At 65.5% G+C, this 19,303-nt stretch carries 20 protein-coding genes; 10 read left to right on the top strand and 10 right to left on the bottom strand.

The features are described 5' to 3' along the window. Window positions 1–3: 3 nt before the first annotated feature. The 7 genes from FSY59_RS13980 (at window position 4) to FSY59_RS13950 (ending at window position 7,539) form a co-directional block, all read left to right on the top strand. The gene (locus tag FSY59_RS13980; RefSeq protein WP_003050892.1) at window positions 4–759 is read left to right on the top strand and encodes a phosphoribosyltransferase; all 756 of its coding nucleotides are present in this window, start codon (window positions 4–6) and stop codon (window positions 757–759) included. A 138-nt stretch (window positions 760–897) separates the two neighbouring features. Then, entirely contained in the window at window positions 898–2,406 is a 1,509-nt protein-coding gene (locus tag FSY59_RS13975; protein ID WP_148729159.1) for an amidohydrolase family protein, read from the top strand. 102 nt (window positions 2,407–2,508) lie between these two features. Then, window positions 2,509–3,627: an ABC transporter substrate-binding protein gene (locus FSY59_RS13970; RefSeq protein ID WP_148729158.1), complete on the top strand. Its 1,119-nt coding sequence runs from the start codon at window positions 2,509–2,511 to the stop codon at window positions 3,625–3,627. After that, window positions 3,627–4,475, top strand: a complete 849-nt coding sequence (locus tag FSY59_RS13965) for an ABC transporter permease (RefSeq protein ID WP_148729157.1) — start codon at window positions 3,627–3,629, stop codon at window positions 4,473–4,475. Before FSY59_RS13970 ends, FSY59_RS13965 begins: the two co-directional genes overlap by 1 nt. Next, window positions 4,472–5,248 (top strand): ABC transporter permease, encoded by a 777-nt coding sequence (locus FSY59_RS13960; RefSeq protein ID WP_003050902.1) that lies wholly within the window; start codon window positions 4,472–4,474, stop codon window positions 5,246–5,248. Before FSY59_RS13965 ends, FSY59_RS13960 begins: the two co-directional genes overlap by 4 nt. A gap of 37 nt (window positions 5,249–5,285) precedes the next feature. Beyond that, window positions 5,286–6,146 (top strand): ABC transporter ATP-binding protein, encoded by an 861-nt coding sequence (locus tag FSY59_RS13955; RefSeq protein WP_148729156.1) that lies wholly within the window; start codon window positions 5,286–5,288, stop codon window positions 6,144–6,146. Window positions 6,147–6,171: 25 nt separating this feature from the next. Then, window positions 6,172–7,539 carry an LLM class flavin-dependent oxidoreductase gene (locus FSY59_RS13950; RefSeq protein WP_148729155.1) on the top strand — a complete coding sequence of 456 codons (1,368 nt, stop codon included), beginning with the start codon at window positions 6,172–6,174 and terminating at the stop codon, window positions 7,537–7,539. A gap of 139 nt (window positions 7,540–7,678) precedes the next feature. Here the strand turns inward: FSY59_RS13950 and FSY59_RS13945 are convergent, their stop codons facing one another. The 7 genes from FSY59_RS13945 to FSY59_RS13915 all read right to left on the bottom strand — a co-directional run bounded on the left by FSY59_RS13945 (window position 7,679) and on the right by FSY59_RS13915 (window position 13,260). Next, window positions 7,679–8,863: a DSD1 family PLP-dependent enzyme gene (locus FSY59_RS13945; RefSeq protein WP_148729154.1), complete on the bottom strand. Its 1,185-nt coding sequence runs from the start codon at window positions 8,861–8,863 to the stop codon at window positions 7,679–7,681. After that, window positions 8,847–9,488: a histidine phosphatase family protein gene (locus tag FSY59_RS13940; protein WP_003050911.1), complete on the bottom strand. Its 642-nt coding sequence runs from the start codon at window positions 9,486–9,488 to the stop codon at window positions 8,847–8,849. The genes FSY59_RS13945 and FSY59_RS13940 overlap by 17 nt, the downstream gene beginning before the upstream one ends. Window positions 9,489–9,700: 212 nt before the next feature. Next, the gene (locus tag FSY59_RS13935) at window positions 9,701–10,183 is read right to left on the bottom strand and encodes a DUF2501 domain-containing protein (RefSeq protein WP_003050913.1); all 483 of its coding nucleotides are present in this window, start codon (window positions 10,181–10,183) and stop codon (window positions 9,701–9,703) included. 102 nt (window positions 10,184–10,285) lie between these two features. After that, window positions 10,286–11,017, bottom strand: a complete 732-nt coding sequence (locus FSY59_RS13930; RefSeq protein WP_148729153.1) for a DUF4136 domain-containing protein — start codon at window positions 11,015–11,017, stop codon at window positions 10,286–10,288. 83 nt (window positions 11,018–11,100) lie between these two features. Beyond that, entirely contained in the window at window positions 11,101–12,084 is a 984-nt protein-coding gene (ttcA, locus tag FSY59_RS13925) for a tRNA 2-thiocytidine(32) synthetase TtcA (protein WP_003050917.1), read from the bottom strand. Next, window positions 12,078–12,449, bottom strand: coding sequence for a dihydroneopterin aldolase (locus FSY59_RS13920; RefSeq protein ID WP_003050921.1), 372 nt, complete (start codon window positions 12,447–12,449; stop codon window positions 12,078–12,080). The genes ttcA and FSY59_RS13920 overlap by 7 nt, the downstream gene beginning before the upstream one ends. Before the next feature lie 25 nt (window positions 12,450–12,474). After that, entirely contained in the window at window positions 12,475–13,260 is a 786-nt protein-coding gene (locus tag FSY59_RS13915) for an SDR family oxidoreductase (RefSeq protein WP_148729152.1), read from the bottom strand. Window positions 13,261–13,269: 9 nt separating this feature from the next. Between FSY59_RS13915 and FSY59_RS13910 the strand changes: the two genes are divergently transcribed. Then, window positions 13,270–14,397 (top strand): class I SAM-dependent methyltransferase, encoded by a 1,128-nt coding sequence (locus FSY59_RS13910; protein ID WP_187427916.1) that lies wholly within the window; start codon window positions 13,270–13,272, stop codon window positions 14,395–14,397. A 20-nt stretch (window positions 14,398–14,417) separates the two neighbouring features. On the opposite strand, the gene FSY59_RS13905 is transcribed toward FSY59_RS13910, so the two are convergent. Continuing rightward, window positions 14,418–15,404, bottom strand: coding sequence for a tripartite tricarboxylate transporter substrate binding protein (locus FSY59_RS13905; RefSeq protein ID WP_003050927.1), 987 nt, complete (start codon window positions 15,402–15,404; stop codon window positions 14,418–14,420). Between the two features lie 208 nt (window positions 15,405–15,612). On the opposite strand from FSY59_RS13905, the gene FSY59_RS13900 reads away from it, so the two are divergent. Together FSY59_RS13900 and trxC are read left to right on the top strand one after the other, a co-directional pair. Then, the gene (locus FSY59_RS13900; protein WP_012839950.1) at window positions 15,613–15,813 is read left to right on the top strand and encodes a DUF2905 domain-containing protein; all 201 of its coding nucleotides are present in this window, start codon (window positions 15,613–15,615) and stop codon (window positions 15,811–15,813) included. Window positions 15,814–16,012: 199 nt separating this feature from the next. Further along, a complete protein-coding gene (gene trxC / locus FSY59_RS13895; RefSeq protein ID WP_148729151.1) occupies window positions 16,013–16,447 on the top strand; it encodes a thioredoxin TrxC in 435 nt (144 codons plus the stop codon). Between the two features lie 45 nt (window positions 16,448–16,492). Here trxC and adhP read toward each other — a convergent pair whose 3' ends face one another. Both adhP and FSY59_RS13885 read right to left on the bottom strand, forming a co-directional pair. After that, window positions 16,493–17,527, bottom strand: a complete 1,035-nt coding sequence (gene adhP, locus FSY59_RS13890) for an alcohol dehydrogenase AdhP (RefSeq protein ID WP_003050933.1) — start codon at window positions 17,525–17,527, stop codon at window positions 16,493–16,495. Window positions 17,528–18,023: 496 nt separating this feature from the next. Beyond that, window positions 18,024–19,286, bottom strand: a complete 1,263-nt coding sequence (locus FSY59_RS13885; RefSeq protein ID WP_148729150.1) for a multifunctional CCA addition/repair protein — start codon at window positions 19,284–19,286, stop codon at window positions 18,024–18,026. Window positions 19,287–19,303 lie beyond the last annotated feature (17 nt).

The raw sequence follows: 19,303 nt of genomic DNA, 5'->3' as shown, positions 1-19,303 counted from the left end.
TGTATGAGTGAAATTGCATCCGTGGTCGATCTTTGCGGCCAGAACCTGCCCGGCTTCGACGCCACGACCGACTACTGGCAAGCCATCGTCACCGAGGCCGAGCTGAACCAGTCGCCGCTGCCGCCCTATGCGAAGAGCTACCCGGCCCGATTGCCCGACGGCCGCTATCTGCTGCTGCCGCTGCGCGGCATGCCGACAGCCGATGGCTCGGCACCGGACCGCTGCGTGGCCTCCCTGATTGCCAATCAGGCCTCGATGGAGGTGGTGGAGCAGCTGGCGCTGCACATGGCGCAAGGCGCCGGGGCGCATGATTTCGACGTGGTCATAGGCCTGCCCACGCTGGGCCTGGCCTTCGCGCCGCTGGTGGCGCGCCACCTGGGGCACAGCCGCTACGTGCCCCTGGGTTATTCGCGCAAATACTGGTATCGCGACGAGCTCTCCGAGCCCGTCAGCTCCATCACCACGCCGGGCAAGGGCAAGCTGCTCTATATCGACCCGAATCAGCTGGGCCTGATTGCCGGCAGGCGTGTGCTGGTGGTGGACGATGCCGTGAGTTCGGGCACGACCATGGTGTCCGGCCTCAAGCTGCTGGAGCGTTGCGGCGCCGAAGTGGCCGCCATTGCCGTGGCCATGCGCCAGGGCACGCAGTGGCAGCAAAAGCTGGTGCGTGCCGATGGCAGCGCCATCCCCGTGGTCGCGGCCTACGACTGCCCGCGCATGGAGCGCCGGGCCGACGGCTGGTGGCCTGAAAGCCCATAGCAAGAGGGCTGCTTGCGCGCATGGCGAAATGACGCAAATATCTAAGTCAAATCGTTCATAAGAAGCGTATTTTTTATTCGTTCTGTTTTCCCTCGGGCTTGCGTACTCTGCGCTTACGCATCCACGAAGGAAAACGTCATGACGAACAGACTTCCGAACAAGACCTCCTCGCGCTCGGTGGCCGTGAAAGCGCGGCTCGACTACCCCGTGATCGACACCGATGTGCATGTCAACGACTACACGCCGGCACTGGAGGACTATGTTCAGCACTACGGCGGCAGCGCCTTGGTGGATGCGCTGCGCAAGGCGCTGGGCGGGCGTTTCGCGACGCGCTCTGCCCAGGGCAAGGACTGGTACCAGCAGAGCCCCGAGGAGCGCCAGCACCACCGCACGCTGCGTTCGCCCTGGTGGGCCCGGGTGACGCGCAACACGCTGGATCTGGCCACCTACACCTTGCCCGATCTGCTCGCCGAGCGGCTTGAGGAGCAGGGGGCGGACTATTCGGTGCTGTTTCCCAACGATGTGCTGGCACCGGCTGCTGCGGGCGACGAATTCCGTCAGCCGCTGCACCGCGCCATCAATCACTTTCATGCCGACCTGTATCGCAAGCATGCGCACCGGCTGACGCCCGTGGCGGGCATTGCGCTCAATACCCCGCAGGAAGGCATCGAGGAGCTGGAGTTCGCCGTGAAGACGCTGGGGCTCAAGGTCATCAATATCGCGGGCGGGGTGCGCAGGCCTATTGCGGCGATTGCGGCCCAATACCCCAAGGCCGAGCACCCCGAGGTGGCGCGTCACGCGAGCTACACCGACTTCTACGGTCTGGACAGCCCCTACGACTACGACCCGTTCTGGGCCAAGGTGGTGGAGTTGGGCGTGCCCGTCACCACGCACTACGGCAGCCAGGGCTGGACCGGGCGCCAGTCCATCAGCAACTACATGTTCAACCACATCGGCCACTTTGCCGATGGCTCGCAGGCCTTTGCCAAGGCCTTGTTCTTCGGCGGCGTGACGCGCCGCTTTCCGGGGTTGCGCGTGGGCCTGCTCGAAGGTGGGGCCGACTGGGGATCGCATGTGTACACGCATCTGGTGGATCGCTTTGAAAAGCGCAACCGCCATGCCGTGCAGAACTACAACCCCGCGCATGCCGATGTGGAGTTGCTGGCCGCGCTGTTCGAACAATACGGCGCCGACCTCACCAAGGGCAGGCCGCTGAACAAGGAGACGCTGCTGCGCGACAGCCTGGGCATTTCCGCGCTGCCGCACAGCCGCGACCCGCAGGGCGACGAGCTCGACGATTTCCTGGCCGCCGGCATCGAGAGCGTGGAGGACATCCGCGAGCGCTGGGTCAAACCCTTTTTCTTCGGTGCCGAGGCCGACGACCGCACCGTGGCCGCGGCCTTCAACACCCGGGTGAATCCGCTGGGCGCCAGGATCAACGCCATCTGGTCCTCGGATATCGGCCACTGGGACGTTCCCGATCTGACCGAGCCGCTGGCCGAGAGCTGGGATCTGGTGGAGCAGGGCGTCATCAGCGCCGAGGACTTCCGCGCGCTGGTGTTCGACAACCCCTACCGCTTCTACACCGAGGCCAGGCCCGACTTCTTTGCGGGCACCGACATCGCCAGCAAGCTGGCTGCGCGCTGAGCGGCCGCGATCTCTCTCCCGAATTTTTCCCGTTCCGGCCCCGGACGGCGGCGCGCCACAAGCGCGGCGCCGGGGCCAGCCTTTGCCTTTGAAAGACTGCAGATGATCCATTCCCTGATTTCCCGGCCCTGGGGCCGTCGTGCCGCTCTGGCGGCCCTGGGCTTGTTGTTCGGCTCCCTGGCCCAGGCGGCGCAGCCCCAGGCCATACGCATAGGCGTGGCCACGGCGGGCGGCGGCGAGCCCATCAACTGGGGCGGCTCGCCCGGTGGTGTGGTCCGCGCCAACCAGTGGCTGGAGGAGGCTTTCAAGGACTCCGGCATCAAGGTGGAATGGCTGTTCTTCAAGGGCGCGGGACCGGCTGTGAACGAGGCGCTGTCGAACAAGCAGATCGACTTCGCCTATCAGGGCGACCTGCCCTCCATCGTGGGGCGCGCCAACGGACTCAGGACGCGGCTGCTGGTGACCAGCGGTGCACGCAACAATCTCTATGTGGTGGTGCCGCCGCAGTCGGGCATCCAGCGCATCGAGGAGCTGAAGGACCGCAAGGTGGCGATCTTCCGTGGCACCAACGGCCATCTGGTGGCGATCAACGCGCTGCAAAGCGTGGGGCTGGCCGAGCGTGATCTCAAGGCCATCAACCTCGACACGGGAAGCGCCCAGGCGGCCCTGGTCTCCAACGGTGTGGATGCCTCGTTCGGTGGCTACGAGTGGTTCAAGATCCGCGACCAGGGTCTGGCCAGGGTGGTGTATTCCACCCAGGGCAAGGACCCGGCGCTGACACGCCAGGCGGCGCTGCTGGTGCGCGAGGAGTTCGAGAAGGAGCATCCCGAGCAGGTGCAGAAGGTGGTGAACCAGTTCGTGCGCGCAGCCAACTGGGCTTCGGACGAGAAGAACCGCAGCGAGCTGTTCCAGCTCTGGGCAAGAACGGGTACGCCTGCGGCCTCCTGGGAAGCGGAGTTCGACAAGCAGGCTCTGGCCGTGCGCAACTCGCCGCTGCTCGATGACTTCATCGTGGCGCGCTACCGCTCGGTGGCCGAGGATGCGGCCAAGCTCAAGCTGATCCGCCGGCCGGTCTCGCTGGAGGGCTGGTTCGAGCCACGCTATCTGCAGGCCGCACTCAAGCAGCAGGGACTGGAAAAGCGCTGGACCGTATTCGACGCCAAGGGCCAGGTCAAGGTCCGGGGCCAGAACCCCGATGCCAGCCCGGTGGCACTGCGCTGATGCCCATGGCCGATATCCTGATGGATGCCGCTGCGGCGCGCCAGCGTCCTGTCGGACCGCCGGTCTGGCGGAGCCTGCTGCGCAGTGCCGAGCCTTTCTTCCTGCCCCTGGGTCTGCTGCTGCTCTGGGCCCTGGGCTCGGCGCGCGGCTGGATCTCGCCCCAGGTGCTGCCATCGCCCCAGTTCGTCTGGGAAACCCTGGCCGAGCTGGCCACGAATGGCGAGCTCTGGACCCATGCCGCAGCCAGCCTGCAGCGCGTGCTGGTGGGCTTTGTGGCGGGCAGTCTGCTGGGCCTGCTGCTGGGCACGCTCATGGGGCTGTCGCGGTCCGTGGAAGCCTATCTGCTGCCCAGTTTCAATGCGCTGGTGCAGATTCCCGTTTTGGGCTGGATGCCTTTTGTGCTGCTGCTGGTGGGCATAGGCGAGCCGCTCAAGTACATCCTCATCGCCAAGGCCGCCCTGGTGCCCGTCACGCTGGCCACGCTGCAGGGTTTTCGGCAGGCGCCGCAGAACCTGCTGGAGGTGGGCTGCGTCTATGGCTACACGCGTCGTCAGCAGGTGCTGGAGATCGTGCTGCCCACGGCACTGCCCACGCTGTTCACGGGGCTGCGCCTGGGCTTCACCAAGGCCTGGTTGTCGCTGGTGGTGGTGGAACTGGTGGCATCGAGCGAAGGCCTGGGCTACCTCATCGTCTATGGGCGCCAGCTGTTCCAGCTCGATCTGGTCATGGCTGCCGTGATCATCGTGGGCGCTCTGGGCTATCTGATCGACCGCCTGCTCGATGCGGCCGAGGCGCGGCTGGCGGCGCGCAACGGCGTGCGCCCGGTCGTCGAGGGAGGACTGCTGTGAGCACACCGGACATCCTGTCTTCCGTGCCCGCGCGCTGGCGCGGACTCGTGCTGCCAGTGGCGGCTGTGCTGCTGTGGGTGCTGGCGTCGCACTTCCAGTGGGTCAACTCGGCGCTGCTGGTGTCGCCGCTGCAGGTGCTGGCCACGGGCCTGGATCTCGTCACCAGCGGTCAGCTCTGGCTGAATCTGCGGGCCAGTCTGCTGCGCGAGCTGACCGGCTTTGTCATCGGCAGCACGTGCGGGCTGGTACTGGGCGGGCTGCTGGGGCTGTGGCCGCGCTTCGGCCGTCTCGTGGGGCCCAGTTTCAATACCTTCAAGCAGATCTCGCTGTTTGCCTGGATTCCGCTGATCTCGGTGTGGTTCGGGCTGGGCGACGTGGCCAAGGTGGTCTTTCTCTCGCTCGCGGCCCTGGTGCCCGTGGTGGTCAACACCGTGGACGGCATCCGCAGCACGCCTGCCTCGCTGCTGGAGGTGGCGCGCGTCTATGGCTACACGCGTTGGCAGACCACCTGGCATGTGGTGCTGCCTTCGGCGGCGGCCTCGATCTTCACCGGCATCTACCTGGCGCTGGTCTATTCGTGGCTGGCCACGATAGGGGCCGAGTACCTGCTGGTGGCCGGGCGCGGCGTGGGCAATCTGCTCATCGAGGGCAGCGAGCATTTCCGCATGGATCTGGTGCTGTTCGGCATGGTCACCATCGGTTTCGTCGGCTGGCTCATGAACGCCGGTGCCCGCGCGCTCGAACGCGCGCTGGCGCGGCGGCTCGGGCGCTGAGCGTCTTCTCTCTTCTTTCCAGGAAAGCATCTCTTCTATGGCAACGACGACCACGGCAGACGATCTGCATATCCACGTCGCCTCCAAACAGTTCGACCATGCCCAGGCCGCCAGCGGCAGCCTGCAGGTGCTGCAGGACATCGACCTGCAGGTGCGGGCGGGCGAGTTCATCAGCATCGTGGGCGCCAGCGGCTGCGGCAAGTCCACGCTGCTGCGTCTGGTGCTGGGCATCGATGCGGACTACGAGGGCCACATCGCACTGGGCGACGAACGCATCACGGCGCCCGGCCTGGACCGGGGCATCGTCTTCCAGGATCACCGGCTGTTTCCCTGGCTCACGGTGGAGCAGAACATTGCCGTGGGTCTGCGCAACGCCGACCGCAGCGCGGCCGAAAAGGGCGAGCTGATCGCCGAGCACGTGGCGCTGGTGGGCCTGCAGGGTTTCGAGCAGTCCTTTCCGCGCCAGATCTCGGGCGGCATGGCCCAGCGCGTGGCCATTGCACGCGGCCTGGTCAACCGCCCGCGCGTGCTGCTGCTCGACGAGCCCTTCGGCGCGCTCGATGCGCTCACGCGCACGCGGCTGCAGGCAGAGCTGCAGCGCATCTGGCAGCACGAGCGCATCACCATGCTGCTGGTGACCCACGATGTGGAGGAAGCCGTCTTCCTCGGCGACCGTGTGGTGGTCATGCAGCCGCATCCGGGCCGCATCCGGCGCATCGCGCCCGTGGACCTGCCCCATCCGCGCAACCGCAGCGACCCGGCCTTCCTGCGCATCCGCGATGCCCTGCTGGCCGACTTTCTGGGCCCCGAGCGGCGTGGCCCCAGCGATGTGCCGCCCCCGGCCGAGCCGCGCGCGGCGCACTGGCTGCCGCACGGCGGCCTGCGCTTTGCCTGGTGACTTTTCCCTTCATTGAAAGCCTCTCATGACCACACAGAAAAAGCAGATCAGGCTCGGTGCCTTCCTCATGCAGACCGGCCACCACATCGCAGGCTGGCGCCATCCCGGCGCGCAGGCCGATGCGGGCGTGAACTTCGGCCACTATGCGGCGCTGGCGCAAAAGGCGGAGGCCGCCAAGTTCGATGCGGTATTCCTGGCCGATGGCGTGGCGGTGCGCTCCGACAACGATCAGGCACTGGCCCGCATTGCACGCAGCGACCAGTTCGAGCCGCTGACCCTGTTGTCGGCACTGGCCGCCGTGACGCAGCGCATCGGCCTGATCGCCACGGCCTCCACGAGCTACCACGAACCCTACAACCTGGCGCGCAAGTTCGCTTCGCTCGACCAGATCTCGGGCGGCCGCGCGGGCTGGAATCTGGTGACGTCGGCGACCACGGCCGAGGCCCTGAACTTCAACCGCAGCGCCCAGGACGCGCATGGCGACCGCTACCGCCGTGCGGCCGAGTTCCATGACGTGGTCGTGGGCCTGTGGGACAGCTGGGAGGACGATGCCTTTGTGCGCGACAAGGAAAGCGGCATCTACCTCGATCCCGGCAAGCTCCATGCGCTGCACCACCAGGGCGCGCATTTCCAGGTGCGCGGCCCGCTCAATGTGGCGCGCTCGCCCCAGGGGCGGCCGGTGGTGGTGCAGGCCGGTGCCTCGGACGAGGGGCGCGAGCTGGCCGCGCGCACGGCCGAAGTCATCTTTGTGGCGCATCAGACGCTGGAGGAAGGTCAGCGCTTTTACCGCAGCATCAAGTCGCGCGTGCAGCACTACGGCCGCCACCCCGACGATGTGAAGATCATGCCCGGCATCTTCCCCGTGGTGGGCCGTACCCAGGCCGAGGCCGAAGCCAAGTTCGAACAGCTGCAGTCGCTGATCGACCCCGTGGTCGGGCTGTCGCTGCTGGCGGGCATTGCCGGGGAGCTGGATCTCTCGGCCTATCCGCTGGATGGCCCTTTGCCGGAACTGCCGCCTACCGAGGGGCCGCAGAGCCGCCAGCGCCTGCTCGTCGATCTGGCGCGGCGCGACGGCCTGAGCATTCGCCAGCTCTATCTGAAGATCGCCGGCGCGCGCGGCCACCAGCAGATCGTGGGCACGCCGCAAACCATTGCCGACCAGCTGCAGCAATGGTTTGAGGAGGGAGCGGCCGATGGCTTCAACATCATGGGGCCGTGGTTTCCGGGCGGGCTCGACGATTTCATCGAACTCGTGCTGCCCGAGCTGCGCCGGCGCGGCCTGTTCCGCACCGAGTACGAGGGGCGCACGCTGCGCGAGCACCTGGGCCTGCAAAGGCCGGAGCATCCGCAAGCCCTGCGCCGGCTGCAGGCGCCGCGCAAGATCGCGGCCTGATGCCGCGCCATTCTGCAAAGCTCTATCAATAGGAGAGCTGCTTACGCTTGCCATATATGAATTTCAGGTTATTTATGCCTTGAAATCAATGCATGGAAAGCGATTAAAGCTCTGTTTTTGATAGTGACCGAAGCCTCTATCAAGTCAGCGCACCGCGTCCGTCGACCGTGAAGATGCGCTCGACCACACCCTTGAGCCGGCCGCCGCGCACGCCGATCAGATGGTCGTGCAGATTGACCGTGGGGTCGCAGTGGCCGGGAATCAGCCACAGCGTCTCGCCCAGGGCGGGCAGCCAGCCGCTGTGGTTGCCGGCGTCGGCATCGGGGTGCAGCACGCCATGCTCGTCGCCGCCGTTGGCAAAGCGCAGCGCGTTTTCGGGCGCCAGCGCATGCAGCCGGGGCAGGCCGGAGTCTATGGCATGGGCCTTGTGGCCGGCATCGCAGACGGCGTGATCGCTGCTGAGCGACATGACCTGGGTCTTGACGTAGAGCGCATGCTCGAACAGGGGCTGGGCCGCGTCGCGCTGGTTGGCCGCGTAGTCGGCGTCCATGAAGAGGAAGGAGCCGGGCTGGATTTCGCCATAGATGCCGCTGGCGGCCTCGTTGACCATGGTGCCCGTGCCGGCGCCCGTGATCAGCGGTATCGCCAGGCCGGCGCGGTCGAACTCGTGGCGCGTGCGGTTGACGAGCTTGAGCACCTGCTCGATGGCGGTCTTGCGCTCCTCGGCGCCGCGCAGATGCTGGGCGCCGCCGTGATAAGCCTGCAGGCCCGCAAAGCGCAGCACGGGCTGGGCCGCAATCGCCTGTGCCAGGACCACGGCGGCTTCGCCGGGCTCTGCGCCGCAGCGGTTCTGGCCGACGTTGATTTCCACCAGCACATCCATGGCTGCATCGCCGGCCTGCGCATCCTGCAGGGCCCGCGCCAGCCGCGTGATGCCTTCCTCGCAATCGACGGCCAGGGCCAGCCGGCCGCCCTGGGCATTCAGTGCCTTGGCCAGGGCCGCCACGCGTGCCAGCTTGGTCTGGGCAATGACTTCGTTGCTGATGAAGATATTCGTGATGCCGCCCTGGGCCAGCGCCTCGGCCTCGCTGACTTTCTGCACGCAGTGGCCACAGGCGCCGGCATGCTCGAGCAGATGGGCGATGTGCGCGCTCTTGTGCAGCTTGGCATGCGGGCGCCAGAGCACACCATGCTGCTGGGCAAAGCGGGCCATGCGCTCGATATTGCGGTCCATGGCGTCCAGGTCTATGACCAAGGCGGGCGTGTCTATGCGTTTGACGGCCTGGCCGACCAGGGTCTGCAGATGCTCAGGAATGTGCTTCATCTCGGCTGCCTTGCTGAAGGTGTGCGGTATCTGCCCAGCCTACCAAAGACAGGCCGTCAGGCGTCCAGAGCAGGCGATTGATGGCGCAGTTGCTCAGCTCCCAGGTGCGGGCCGTCTGGAAGTCCTGGCGCGTGGCCAGGCGGTAGAGCACGTCCATCACGCCGCCATGGGCGACCAGCACGATCTGCTCGCCCTCGTGCAGGCGTGCAATCCCGTCCACTGTGGTGGAGATGCGTTCGCGCAAGGCCTGCAGCGAGTCGCCGCCGCCGGGCGGGGCATAGACCGGGTTGCGCGTGCGCCAGAGCTGTGCGTCCTCGGGCTGGGTGGCTTCCACATCCTTGAAGGTGCGGCCCTGGAAATCGCCGAAGCAGCGCTCGCGCAGACCGGTGGTGGCATGCAGCGGGGCCCCGGATGTGCGGGCAATCGCCTGCGCCGTGACATGGGCACGCTGCAGGTCGCTGCTGTAGATGGCAGCAATGCTCTCGTCGGCCAGCGCCTGGGCCGCCTGCTCGGCCTGCCACAGGCCGGTGTCGTTCAAGGGAATATCCAGATGCCCCTGGATGCGTCCATCGACGTTCCAGGTTGTCTCTCCGTGCCGGATGGCAATGATGCGCGTGGCGTGCATGTCTTGGCTCGTTCAGCGTAGGTTGTTTTATTGAGCAGTCATTGTCTTGCAAACAAAGTCTGCCTGTCCCCCGGTCTGTTGTTACAGACTTTTTGACGCCCGGCCTTCACCAGGGCGCAGCCAGCAAGAAAAAAGGCCTGCAACCACGGTTGCAGGCCTTCTGGCCATTGCAGCGCTTGCGCTTCAAGCGCCGGCTGCCATGTCTTTCGGTGTCAGATCAGTGACTTGGCATTGTCCAGCACAAAGTCGCAGGCCTTTTCCTTGAGGTTGCTCTTGACCTTGTCCAGGCTGAAGCTCTTGCCGTCGGCGCCCGTGACCATGCCCATCAGACCGTTTTGGTAGCCCTGATCCTTGGGCTCTTCCTTCTGGCCCAGGCCCAGCTTGCCCAGCAGCTGATTCTTGACCTGGGCGGCCTTGTCGGCGTTCAGGTAGTTGTTCTTCATGCAGTAGGTGAGGACACCGGCGGCATTGCTGGCCGTGCCGGAGCTCAGGTTGCCCAGGCCCAGGGCCGACAGTGCCGAAGAGCCTCCGGAGCCGCCGAGCATGCCGCCCAGGCCCGAGGTGCTGGAGCTGCTCTCGGCCGCGCCGCCGCCCAGCTGGCCGCGCAAGGCGTCGCCGAGACCGCTGGCATGGGCGCTGAAGGAGCCCGCGGCCACTGTGGCGCAAAGCAGGGTGGAGAGAGCAAATTTCTTCATGACTTCATCCTTTTCATGGCGAAGGCCCGGGCAGGAGGCCCCGGTTCAAGCCGAGCTGGACGTTAGCATGCGCCAGGCCCGGAAACTGTTGAAGATTGCAAATCAACGTACCGGCGCCGCGGTGGCCGGTGCCACGGTGGCCGGGGCGGCTGGTGCAGCCGATGCGGCGGGCTGTGCAGGAGCTGACGGCGTGCCGCTGGCAGGCTGGGCTCCCGGCGGCTGGATGACGGTGCGCACATTGCGCTGGCCTTGCGGCGGCTTGGGGAAGCCCGTCAGCGCAGCATCAAACAAAATGCCGAAGATGGCCGGGTCGTCGGTCCATACATCCTGGCGCTGGGCCGAGGTTTCGTAGACGATCTGCTGGGTCTTGATGTCGCGCATGACGATGCTCACGGCGCGGTAATACTCCAGCGGCGGCTCGTTGAACATCATGCCGCCGCCAAAGCCCCAGCCGAAGCCGCGCCCGTAGCTCATGCCCCAGCCCCAGCGCGGACCCCAGTAGGGGTCGTAATAGGGCCAGCTGGCCCAGTCGCGCGCATAGCGGGCCATGGCGCTGATCTGCACCACCAGGCTGGCGCGCGAGTCATCGCGCGTCAGGCCGACGCGCGCCAGCGCATGCTGGGCCTGGGCTTCCACGGCCGCGAAGTTCACCTGGCCTTGCTGCGAGGGCAGGGTCTCCAGCCGGTAGGTGGCGGGCACAGGGATGGTGTTCAGTGCGGAAAAGCTCTGCACCGTGCTGTTGACCTCGCGCACCGTGCTGCAGCCGGCCAGCAGAGCCGTCGCAGTCAGGGCCACAAGGCCGATCCAGCGTAAGGAGGTTTTGCGCAGGTTCATGATGATTTCTCTGAAAACGACAAAGGCCCATGGGATGGGCCTTTGATTGGACTGCGGGGTCCGGTTTTAGTTCAAAAGTCCGCTCAGGACAGTTGTACCACTTGTACCCCGCCGGGCAGGGCGGCCATGGTTGGCAGCTCTTCATGGTCAAAGGCCATGTCGCCGTTGGGATCGGCAATGCCCGTGGCCTTGGCGTTCCTGAAGTCGTGCAGCTGGGGGTCCATCATGTGCGTGGTGACGATGTTGCCCATGGCGCGGAACATGCTCTCGATGCGGCCGGGGAACTTCTTGTCCCACTCGCGCAGCATATTGCCCACGGCCACGCGCTGCAGGCCGTCCTGGCTGCCGCAGAGGTTGCAGGGAATGATGGGGAAGTTCTGGTACTGGGCCCAGCGCGTCGTGTCCTTCTCGGGTACATAGCACAGGGGGCGGATCACCACATGCCTGCCGTCGTCGCTGACCAGCTTGGGCGGCATGCCCTTCATGCGGCCGCCGTAGAACATATTGAGCATCATGGTCTGCACGATGTCGTCGCGGTGATGGCCCAGGGCCACCTTGGTGCAGCCCAGCTGGTCGGCCACCTTGTACAGAATGGCGCGGCGCAGGCGCGAGCACAGGCCGCAGGTGGTCTTGCCTTCGGGCACGACGCGCTTGACGACGCTGTAGGTGTCCTGGTTCTCGATGTGGTAGTCCACACCGATGCTCTGGAAGTACTCGGGCAGCACATGCTCGGGGAAGCCGGGCTGCTTCTGGTCCAGGTTCACGGCCACGATGTCGAACTTCACGGGCGCACGCTTTTGCAGCTTGCGCAGAATGTCGAGCAGGGTGTAGCTGTCCTTGCCGCCGGACATGCAGACCATGATCTTGTCGCCTTCCTCGATCATGTTGTAGTCGAGGATGGCCTTGCCCACTTCGCGGCACAGGCGCTTTTCGAGCTTGATCTGTTCGCGCTCGATCTTGATCTTGCCGGGCTTGGCGGCGGCGTTCTCTGCGGCCGCAGCATCGGCGGCTTCTGCCTCTTCGGCAATCCAGGGGTTGTCGTTTACTGCATTCATGGGGTTCACCATTGTCCGGTTTCGATGCGAATGGCTACTTCGCAGTCGTCAAAAATTTCCAGCTTCGCAATTTTCACACGCACGCCGCGCACGCCGGGCAGCTGCAGCAGGCGCTGGGCCAGCTTGCCGATCAGGCTCTCGAGCAGGTTCACATGCTCGGAGGTGCATTCGTCGATGATGATCTGGCGCACCTTGCGGTAGTCCAGCACATGGAGGATGTCGTCATCGCGCGGAGCCAGGGGCTGGGGGCCGAGATTGAGTTCGGCGTCGACCTGGATCGGCTGGGGCTCTTGTTTCTCATGCGCAAGAATCCCGAGGCTGGCATCAAAGCGCAGGCCGGTGAGCGTGAGAATCTGTTGTCCGGAAGTGGAAGTCATGGGAAAGGGTGCGGCCTCGGTGGGCTCACATCATCGAAAAATCGCGCTCGAAGCGCTGTAAATGTTGGCCGCCATCGACCAGCATGGTGGTGCCCGTCATGGAGCGGTTTTCCAGTGCAAAGCACACAGCGGCGGCAATGTCCTCGGACGAGGAGGAGCGTCCCAGCGGGCTCATGGCGTGCAGGGCCTCGAACTTTTCCTGGCTCAGCATATGGCTGGTCAGTGTCAGGCCCGGTGCCACGCCCACCACGCGCACGCGCGGAGCCAGTGCCAGGGCCAGCATGGTGTTGGCGGCTTCCAGGGCCGCCTTGGAGAGGGTGTAGCTCAGGAAGTCGGGGTTCTGGTTCCAGAGCTTCTGGTCCAGCACATTGACCACGGCGCCCTGGGCCGAGGCTTCGCCCGCCGCCACGCGCTCCTGCACATGGGCGTGCAGAGCCTGGGACAGCAGGATGGGCGCGCCCGTGTTGCTGCGCAGATGCGCTTCCAGCGCCACATAGCTGAAGCTCTGGGCATCGTCATGTTCGAACAGCGAGGCGTTATTGACCACGGCGTCGATGCGGCCAAAGCGCTCCACCACACGCGGCACCAGCGAGCGTACCGATTCCTCGTCAAAGAAGTCAGCATCAAACGCGGCGCTATCGCCAGACAGCTCTGCGCAAGAAGCTACGGTTTGCATAGCTTGATCGCGGGAGTCGCGGTAGTGCACAGCCACTTGCCAGCCCGCGCGGGCCAGGGCCAGGGCCATGTCACGTCCAAGGCGACGGGCAGAACCGGTCACCAATACTGTGCGTGGTCGGGCGGGTGAGGACATTCGTGGAAAATGCGGGTTGTGACGACAGAACCCTCAAGTTTAACGAGCGCCTTGCAATCCCGCATTGCCAAGGAGATTGCCGCCGTGGGCGGCTGGTTGCCTTTCGACCGTTTCATGGAGCTGGCGCTCTATGCGCCGGGACTGGGCTATTACGCCAATGAAACGGCCAAGTTCGGCACCATGCCGGAGTCGGGCAGCGACTTTGTGACGGCGCCTGAAATCTCGCCTATTTTTGGCCAGCTAGTGGCGTCCCAGTTACGGGAAGCGCTACAAAAAACGAATACCCGCGAGATCTGGGAGTTCGGCGCTGGCACGGGCGCGCTGGCGCTGCAGATCCTTGACGAGCTGGCGGCTCAGGGTGCGTTGCCAGAGCGCTACACCATCGTCGATCTCTCGGGCACGCTGCGTGCGCGCCAGAAGCTGGCGCTGACGCGGTACGAACATCTGGTGCGCTGGGTGGACGCGCTGCCCGAGGCCATGGAAGGCGTGATCATCGGCAACGAGGTGCTGGATGCCATGCCGGTGCAGCTGTTGCAGCGCACCGCAGGCCAATGGCATGAGCGCGGCGTGGTGCTCGGCGCAGGCGGCGATGAAGCGGCCTTTGCCTGGGAGGACCGGGCCACCGAATTGCGTCCGCCTGTGGATATCGGCGGGCCGCATGATTTTCTGACCGAAATCCACCGCCAGGGCGAGGCGTTTATCCACACCCTGGGCGAGCGTCTGACCCGGGGAGCCGCCTTCTTCATCGATTACGGCTTTGGCGAGAGCGAGTACTACCACGAGCAGCGCCATATGGGGACCCTGGTCTGCCACTACCAGCATCAGGTGGACAACGATCCGCTGGTGCTGGTCGGCCTCAAGGACATCACGGCCCACGTCAATTTCACAGGCACGGCCGTGGCGGCCCAGGATGCGGGCTTCGACGTGCTGGGCTATACCAATCAGGCGCACTTTCTCATCAACTGCGGGCTTGCGCCCCGGCTGGATGCGGTCGGCATCAAGGCCCGCTCCATGGCCTCCAAGCTGGTCATGGAGCATGAGATGGGCGAGCTGTTCAAGGTCGTTGCCCTGTCCAAGGGCGTGGAGCCCTGGACGCCGCTGGGCTTTGTGCAGGGCGACCGCACGCATCGGCTATAGCGTCTGCGTGCCTGGCGCGCCTACTGCTTTTCGAGCTTGGCGGCCTGGATGATGCTGGCCCAGTGCTTGTACTCGGTGCGTGTGAAGTCGCGGAAGGCGGTCGAGCCGAGCAGGCGGGGCTCGCCGCCCAGGGCCGCGACGCGGGCCTTGAACTCGGGGCTGCTGGCCACCTTGAGCGTGGCTGCCTCCAGGCGCTGGACCGCGGCGCGCGGTGTTCCCTTGGGTGCCAGCACGCCGTTCCAGGTGGCGGTGACAAAGGACGGGAAGCCGCTTTCCTTCATGGTCGGAACCTGGGGCAGCATGGGCAGGCGCTCGGCCGAGGTCACGGCCAGCGCCTTGAGCTTTCCGCTCTGGATGAAGGGCAGCGCCGGTGTGATGTTCTCGAAGATGAAATCGATCTGCCCGCCGATCAGATCGGTCAGGGCCGGAGCGCTTCCCTTGTAGGGGGCGTGGATCAGGTCCAGCCTGGCGGCACTCTTGAGCAGCTCGCCCGACAGATGCACGGTGGAGCCCATGCCCGGCGAGCCATAGCTCATGCCGGTGCGGCGCTCGCGCGCATGGCTTACCAGCTCGGCCACCGATTTGACCGGTGTTCTGGACTCGTTGACCACCAGCACGTTGGGAATCGAGGTCACCAGCGCGATGTACTCGAAGTCGTCCAGGTTTTTCTCGCTGAGATTGCGGTACAGGCTGGGATTGATGGCCTGCGTGCCTGCCGTGCCGAACAGCAGGGTGTAGCCGTCATTGGCGGCGGCCGCGACGCGGCTGGCACCGATGGCTCCGTTGGCGCCGGGGACGTTCTCCACCACGACCGGCTGGCCCAGGGCCTCGGCCAGACCCTGGCCGACCAGGCGCGCCACGACATCGGTGTTGCCACCGGGCGAGAAAGGCACGACCAGCTTGAGCGGGCGATTGGGGAAGCTGTCGGCCGCGGCCGGCAGGGCCAGGCTGGCGCCCAGCAGCGCTGCGGTCAGAAGAAACTGTTTGCGTGAAAAGGTCTGGGGCACGGTATGTCTCTTTGTTTGTAGTTGGCGGGCCGTGACGGCAGACGCATGGGCCCGGTCCCTGCATGGCGCAGGGCCTGGACATCATGGGCAGAGGGGGGAATTGAGGTCAATCAATCTTTGGGAAGCATGTCATGCATAAACGGAATGGCTGCCTGCCAGCATGGACGCTCAGGTCTCCAGGACGGCGCGCCTCTATACTTGCGGCCTCATGATTCGCTGGTTGATCGTCATTTTTCTGGCCCTGTTGCTCGTCAACGGGTTGCACGGCTGGCTGCAGCGCATAGGGCTGGGGCGTCTGCCCGGCGACTTCCGCTTTCGGCTGTTCGGCAAGGAGTTCTTCCTGCCGGTGGCCAGCACCGTGCTGCTCAGCGTGGTGGCGGCGCTGATTGCCCGCTTTGTGAAGCTCTGAGAACGTAGACAGGTTCCGGCTTGAATCTGCAGGCTTTGGCTGCACATACAGGCCTGAGCCCGACCTGCGCCTGCCGGTGCAAGCCAGGCATTGCGAAAGAAAGTACGACTTGCGCAAAGCGGGTTCAGGCCGGGCGACTGCCTCGGGAGGCCGCTCCTTGTCGCGTTCCTGTTTGCGTCAATCCCAGAAAGGTTGCTCCGTGTCCGAATCCCTGCACTACGTCTGCCCTCATTGCCACACCACCAATCGCATCGCCAGCGACCAGCTGGGCAATCAGCCCGATTGCGGCAGCTGCCACCAGCCGCTGGTGACGGGCGAGCCCGTGGCCCTGGACAACGACAGCTTTTTCCGGCACACCGGCCGCAGCCAGCTGCCCGTGGTCGTGGATTTCTGGGCGCCCTGGTGCGGCCCCTGCCGCATGATGGCGCCGGCCTTTGCCCAGGCGGCCCAGCAGCTGGCGGGGCAGGCACAGCTGGCCAAGCTCGATACCGAAGCCTATCCACAGGCCGCGGCGCCCTTGGGCATCCGCAGCATTCCGACCATGGTGATCTTCAAGGAAGGCCGGGAACTGGCCCGCATCTCCGGGGCCCTGCCGGCCTCGGAAATCGTGCGCTGGGTGCGCTCGGTGATCTGAGCGGCGGCCCTCTCACCCGGCCCCGGCTCGGGGCCGGCCAGCCTCTCAGGCGGCGATGTCCAGCACCACGCGGCCTTCGATCTTGCCCTCGTGCATGCGGGCAAAGATGTCGTTGATGTTTTCCAGCTTGTCGGTGGACACGGTGGCCTTGACCTTGCCCTGGGCAGCAAAGTCCAGCGACTCCTGGAGGTCCAGGCGCGTGCCGACGATGGAGCCGCGTACCGTGATGCCCTTGAGCACCATGGAGAAAATCGGCAGCGGAAAGTCGCCCGGTGGCAGGCCGTTGAGCGAAATCGTGCCGCCGCGGCGCACCATGCCCAGCGCCTGCTCGAAAGCCTTGGGCGACACGGCGGTGACCAGCACGCCATGGGCACCTTCAATCTCTCTTTGCAGATAGGCCGCCGGGTCGGTGGTCTTTGCGTTGACAGTGACGGTGGCGCCCAGCTGACGCGCCAGCGCGAGCTTGCCGTCATCGATGTCGACGGCAGCGACATTGAAGCCCATGGCCTTGGCATATTGCACGGCCATATGGCCCAGACCGCCGATGCCGGAAATCACCACCCAGTCGCCGGGCTTGGCGTCGGTGACTTTCAGGCCCTTGTACACCGTGACCCCGGCGCATAGCACGGGAGCGATATCGATAAAGCTCACATTGGACGGCAGATGACCCACATAGTTGGGATCGGCCAGTGCGTAATCGGCAAAGCCGCCGTTGACCGAATAGCCGGTATTGGTCTGAGATTCGCACAGGGTCTCCCAGCCGCCTATGCAGTGGCGGCAGAAGCCGCAGGCGCTGTGCAGCCAGGGCACGCCCACGCGATCGCCTTCCTTGACATGTCTGACGTTCTTGCCCACTGCCGCCACATAGCCCACGCCCTCGTGGCCGGGAATGAAGGGTGGATGAGGCTTGACAGGCCAGTCGCCTTCGGCCGCATGCAGATCGGTGTGGCAGACGCCGGAAGCAGCGATCTTGACCAGGATCTGATCGTCTGTCGGTCGTGGCACCGGCATCTCTTCGATCGTGAGCGGTTTCCCGAAGGAACGCACCACGGCGGCTTTCATGGTCTGGGGTAAGGACATCAGAGCACCTCCTTGAAGCAAGAGGGCAAGGCCGTGGCCTGTGGGCCGGACACTTGCCCGTTTAAGAACGTGTTTACGATTTCTACGTAGCCGCGTTGGAGAGCAAGCGGGATGAGTTCGAAGCGATGGCTCGCCGCTTGCACCGGGGTGCAAGCAGGAGTCAGCGCGCCGCAAATCGCCCGATTTCGCTCCAACCCTGCGGGACAGGGGCTTTGCGCACGCCCGGTCAGGGGCGGTCTGCGGTATCGCGCGCGGGGGGCGCCCCCTCGCATCCCATCCCGCAAAGCCTCTGTCGCGGCCCGAGGAGATCGTAAGCATGTTCTAAAACCACGCCGTTAAGGCATGGCTGTTACAGCGGGTTTCGTGACCCGCTGCATGGCCTTGGCGGAGCGCATCGCCACCGCCGTCTCGTAATGTGCAATGGCTGCAGCATACCTTCTTTGACTTAACTCAAGCTGAGCCCATCCTTGCCTCTCGGGCCTCGGTGCGCTGACGGCTAGGCGCCGCCTTCCAGATAGGCGGCAATCGCCTGCTCGCGCGCCTTGCTTACGGCATCGCCGATGGCCTTGCCCTTGAGGCCGCGCTGCGCTGCCGCCTGGGCAACGGGAGCGGTTTCCACGGCAAGTGCCGCCTTCAGGGCATTGCCCAGGCGCTGGCGCTGCGGGTAGGCCGTCTCTTCAAAACCCAGCCGGCCGCGTGCATCGCATTCGCAGGCCTGCAGGGCCTCCTCGAAGCGCTGGGGCTTGCGGATGGCATCGCAGCGCTCCAGCAGGCGCAGCAGGGCGGCGGCGTTGAGTTCGTTGCTGCGGTGGAGGTTGCCATGTTCGCGTGCCACGACCTCGGCCAGCTCCTTGCAGTCGTTGGGCACGCGCCAGCGCTCGCAGACCTGCAGCAGCAGACGGGCGCTGCGCTGTTCATGGCCGATATGGCGGGGCAGGACATCGGCCGGCGTGGTGCCTTTGCCGAAGTCATGGCACAGGCAGGCAAAGCGCACGGACAGCGGAGCCTGCAGGCGCGCCGACATGTCCAGCACCATCATGGCATGCACGCCGCAATCGATCTCTGGGTGGTATTCGGCGCGCTGAGGCACGCCCCAGAGTCTGTCGAGTTCGGGCAGCAGCCGGACCAGCGCTCCGCATTCGCGCAGGATGTCGAACATGCGCGAGGGCCGCTCCTCCATCAGGCCGCGGCTGATTTCCTGCCACACGCGCTCGGGAACCAGGGCATCGACCTCGCCGGCCACCACCATCTCGCGCATGAGCTCCATGGTTTCGGGCGCGACGCGGAAGTCGGTGAAGCGCGCCGCAAAGCGCGCCAGACGCAGAATGCGCACCGGGTCTTCGCGAAAGGCATCGGTCACATGGCGCAGCACGCGGTCCTTCAGATCCTGCTGGCCGTGATAGGGGTCCACCAGGTCCTGAAGCTCGTCATTGCCTCTCCAGTCCGCAGGAGCGGCGATGGAGTTGATGGTGAGATCGCGCCGCGCCAGGTCTTCTTCCAGTGTCACATCGGCGGCGGTGTGCACCACAAAGCCGCGATAGCCCATGCCGTTCTTGCGCTCGGTGCGCGCCAGCGCGTATTCCTCATGGGTCTGAGGGTGCAGGAACACCGGAAAGTCGCGCCCCACGGGCACGAAGCCGCGCGCGCTCATCTGCTCCGGTGTGGCTCCGACCACCACCCAGTCCGTGTCGTTGACGGGCAGGCCCAGCAATGCATCGCGCACCGCGCCACCTACCTTGAAAACCTTGAATTCACTCATGCTGCCATGGTAGTGGC

It is taken from the genome of Comamonas sp. Z3 (assembly GCF_008121565.1).
In the GTDB taxonomy this organism is placed as follows: Bacteria; Pseudomonadota; Gammaproteobacteria; order Burkholderiales; family Burkholderiaceae_C; genus Comamonas; species Comamonas brasiliensis.
The sequence above is the reverse complement of the archived record's forward strand: the minus strand, read 5'-3'. Positions and strand labels throughout refer to the sequence as shown.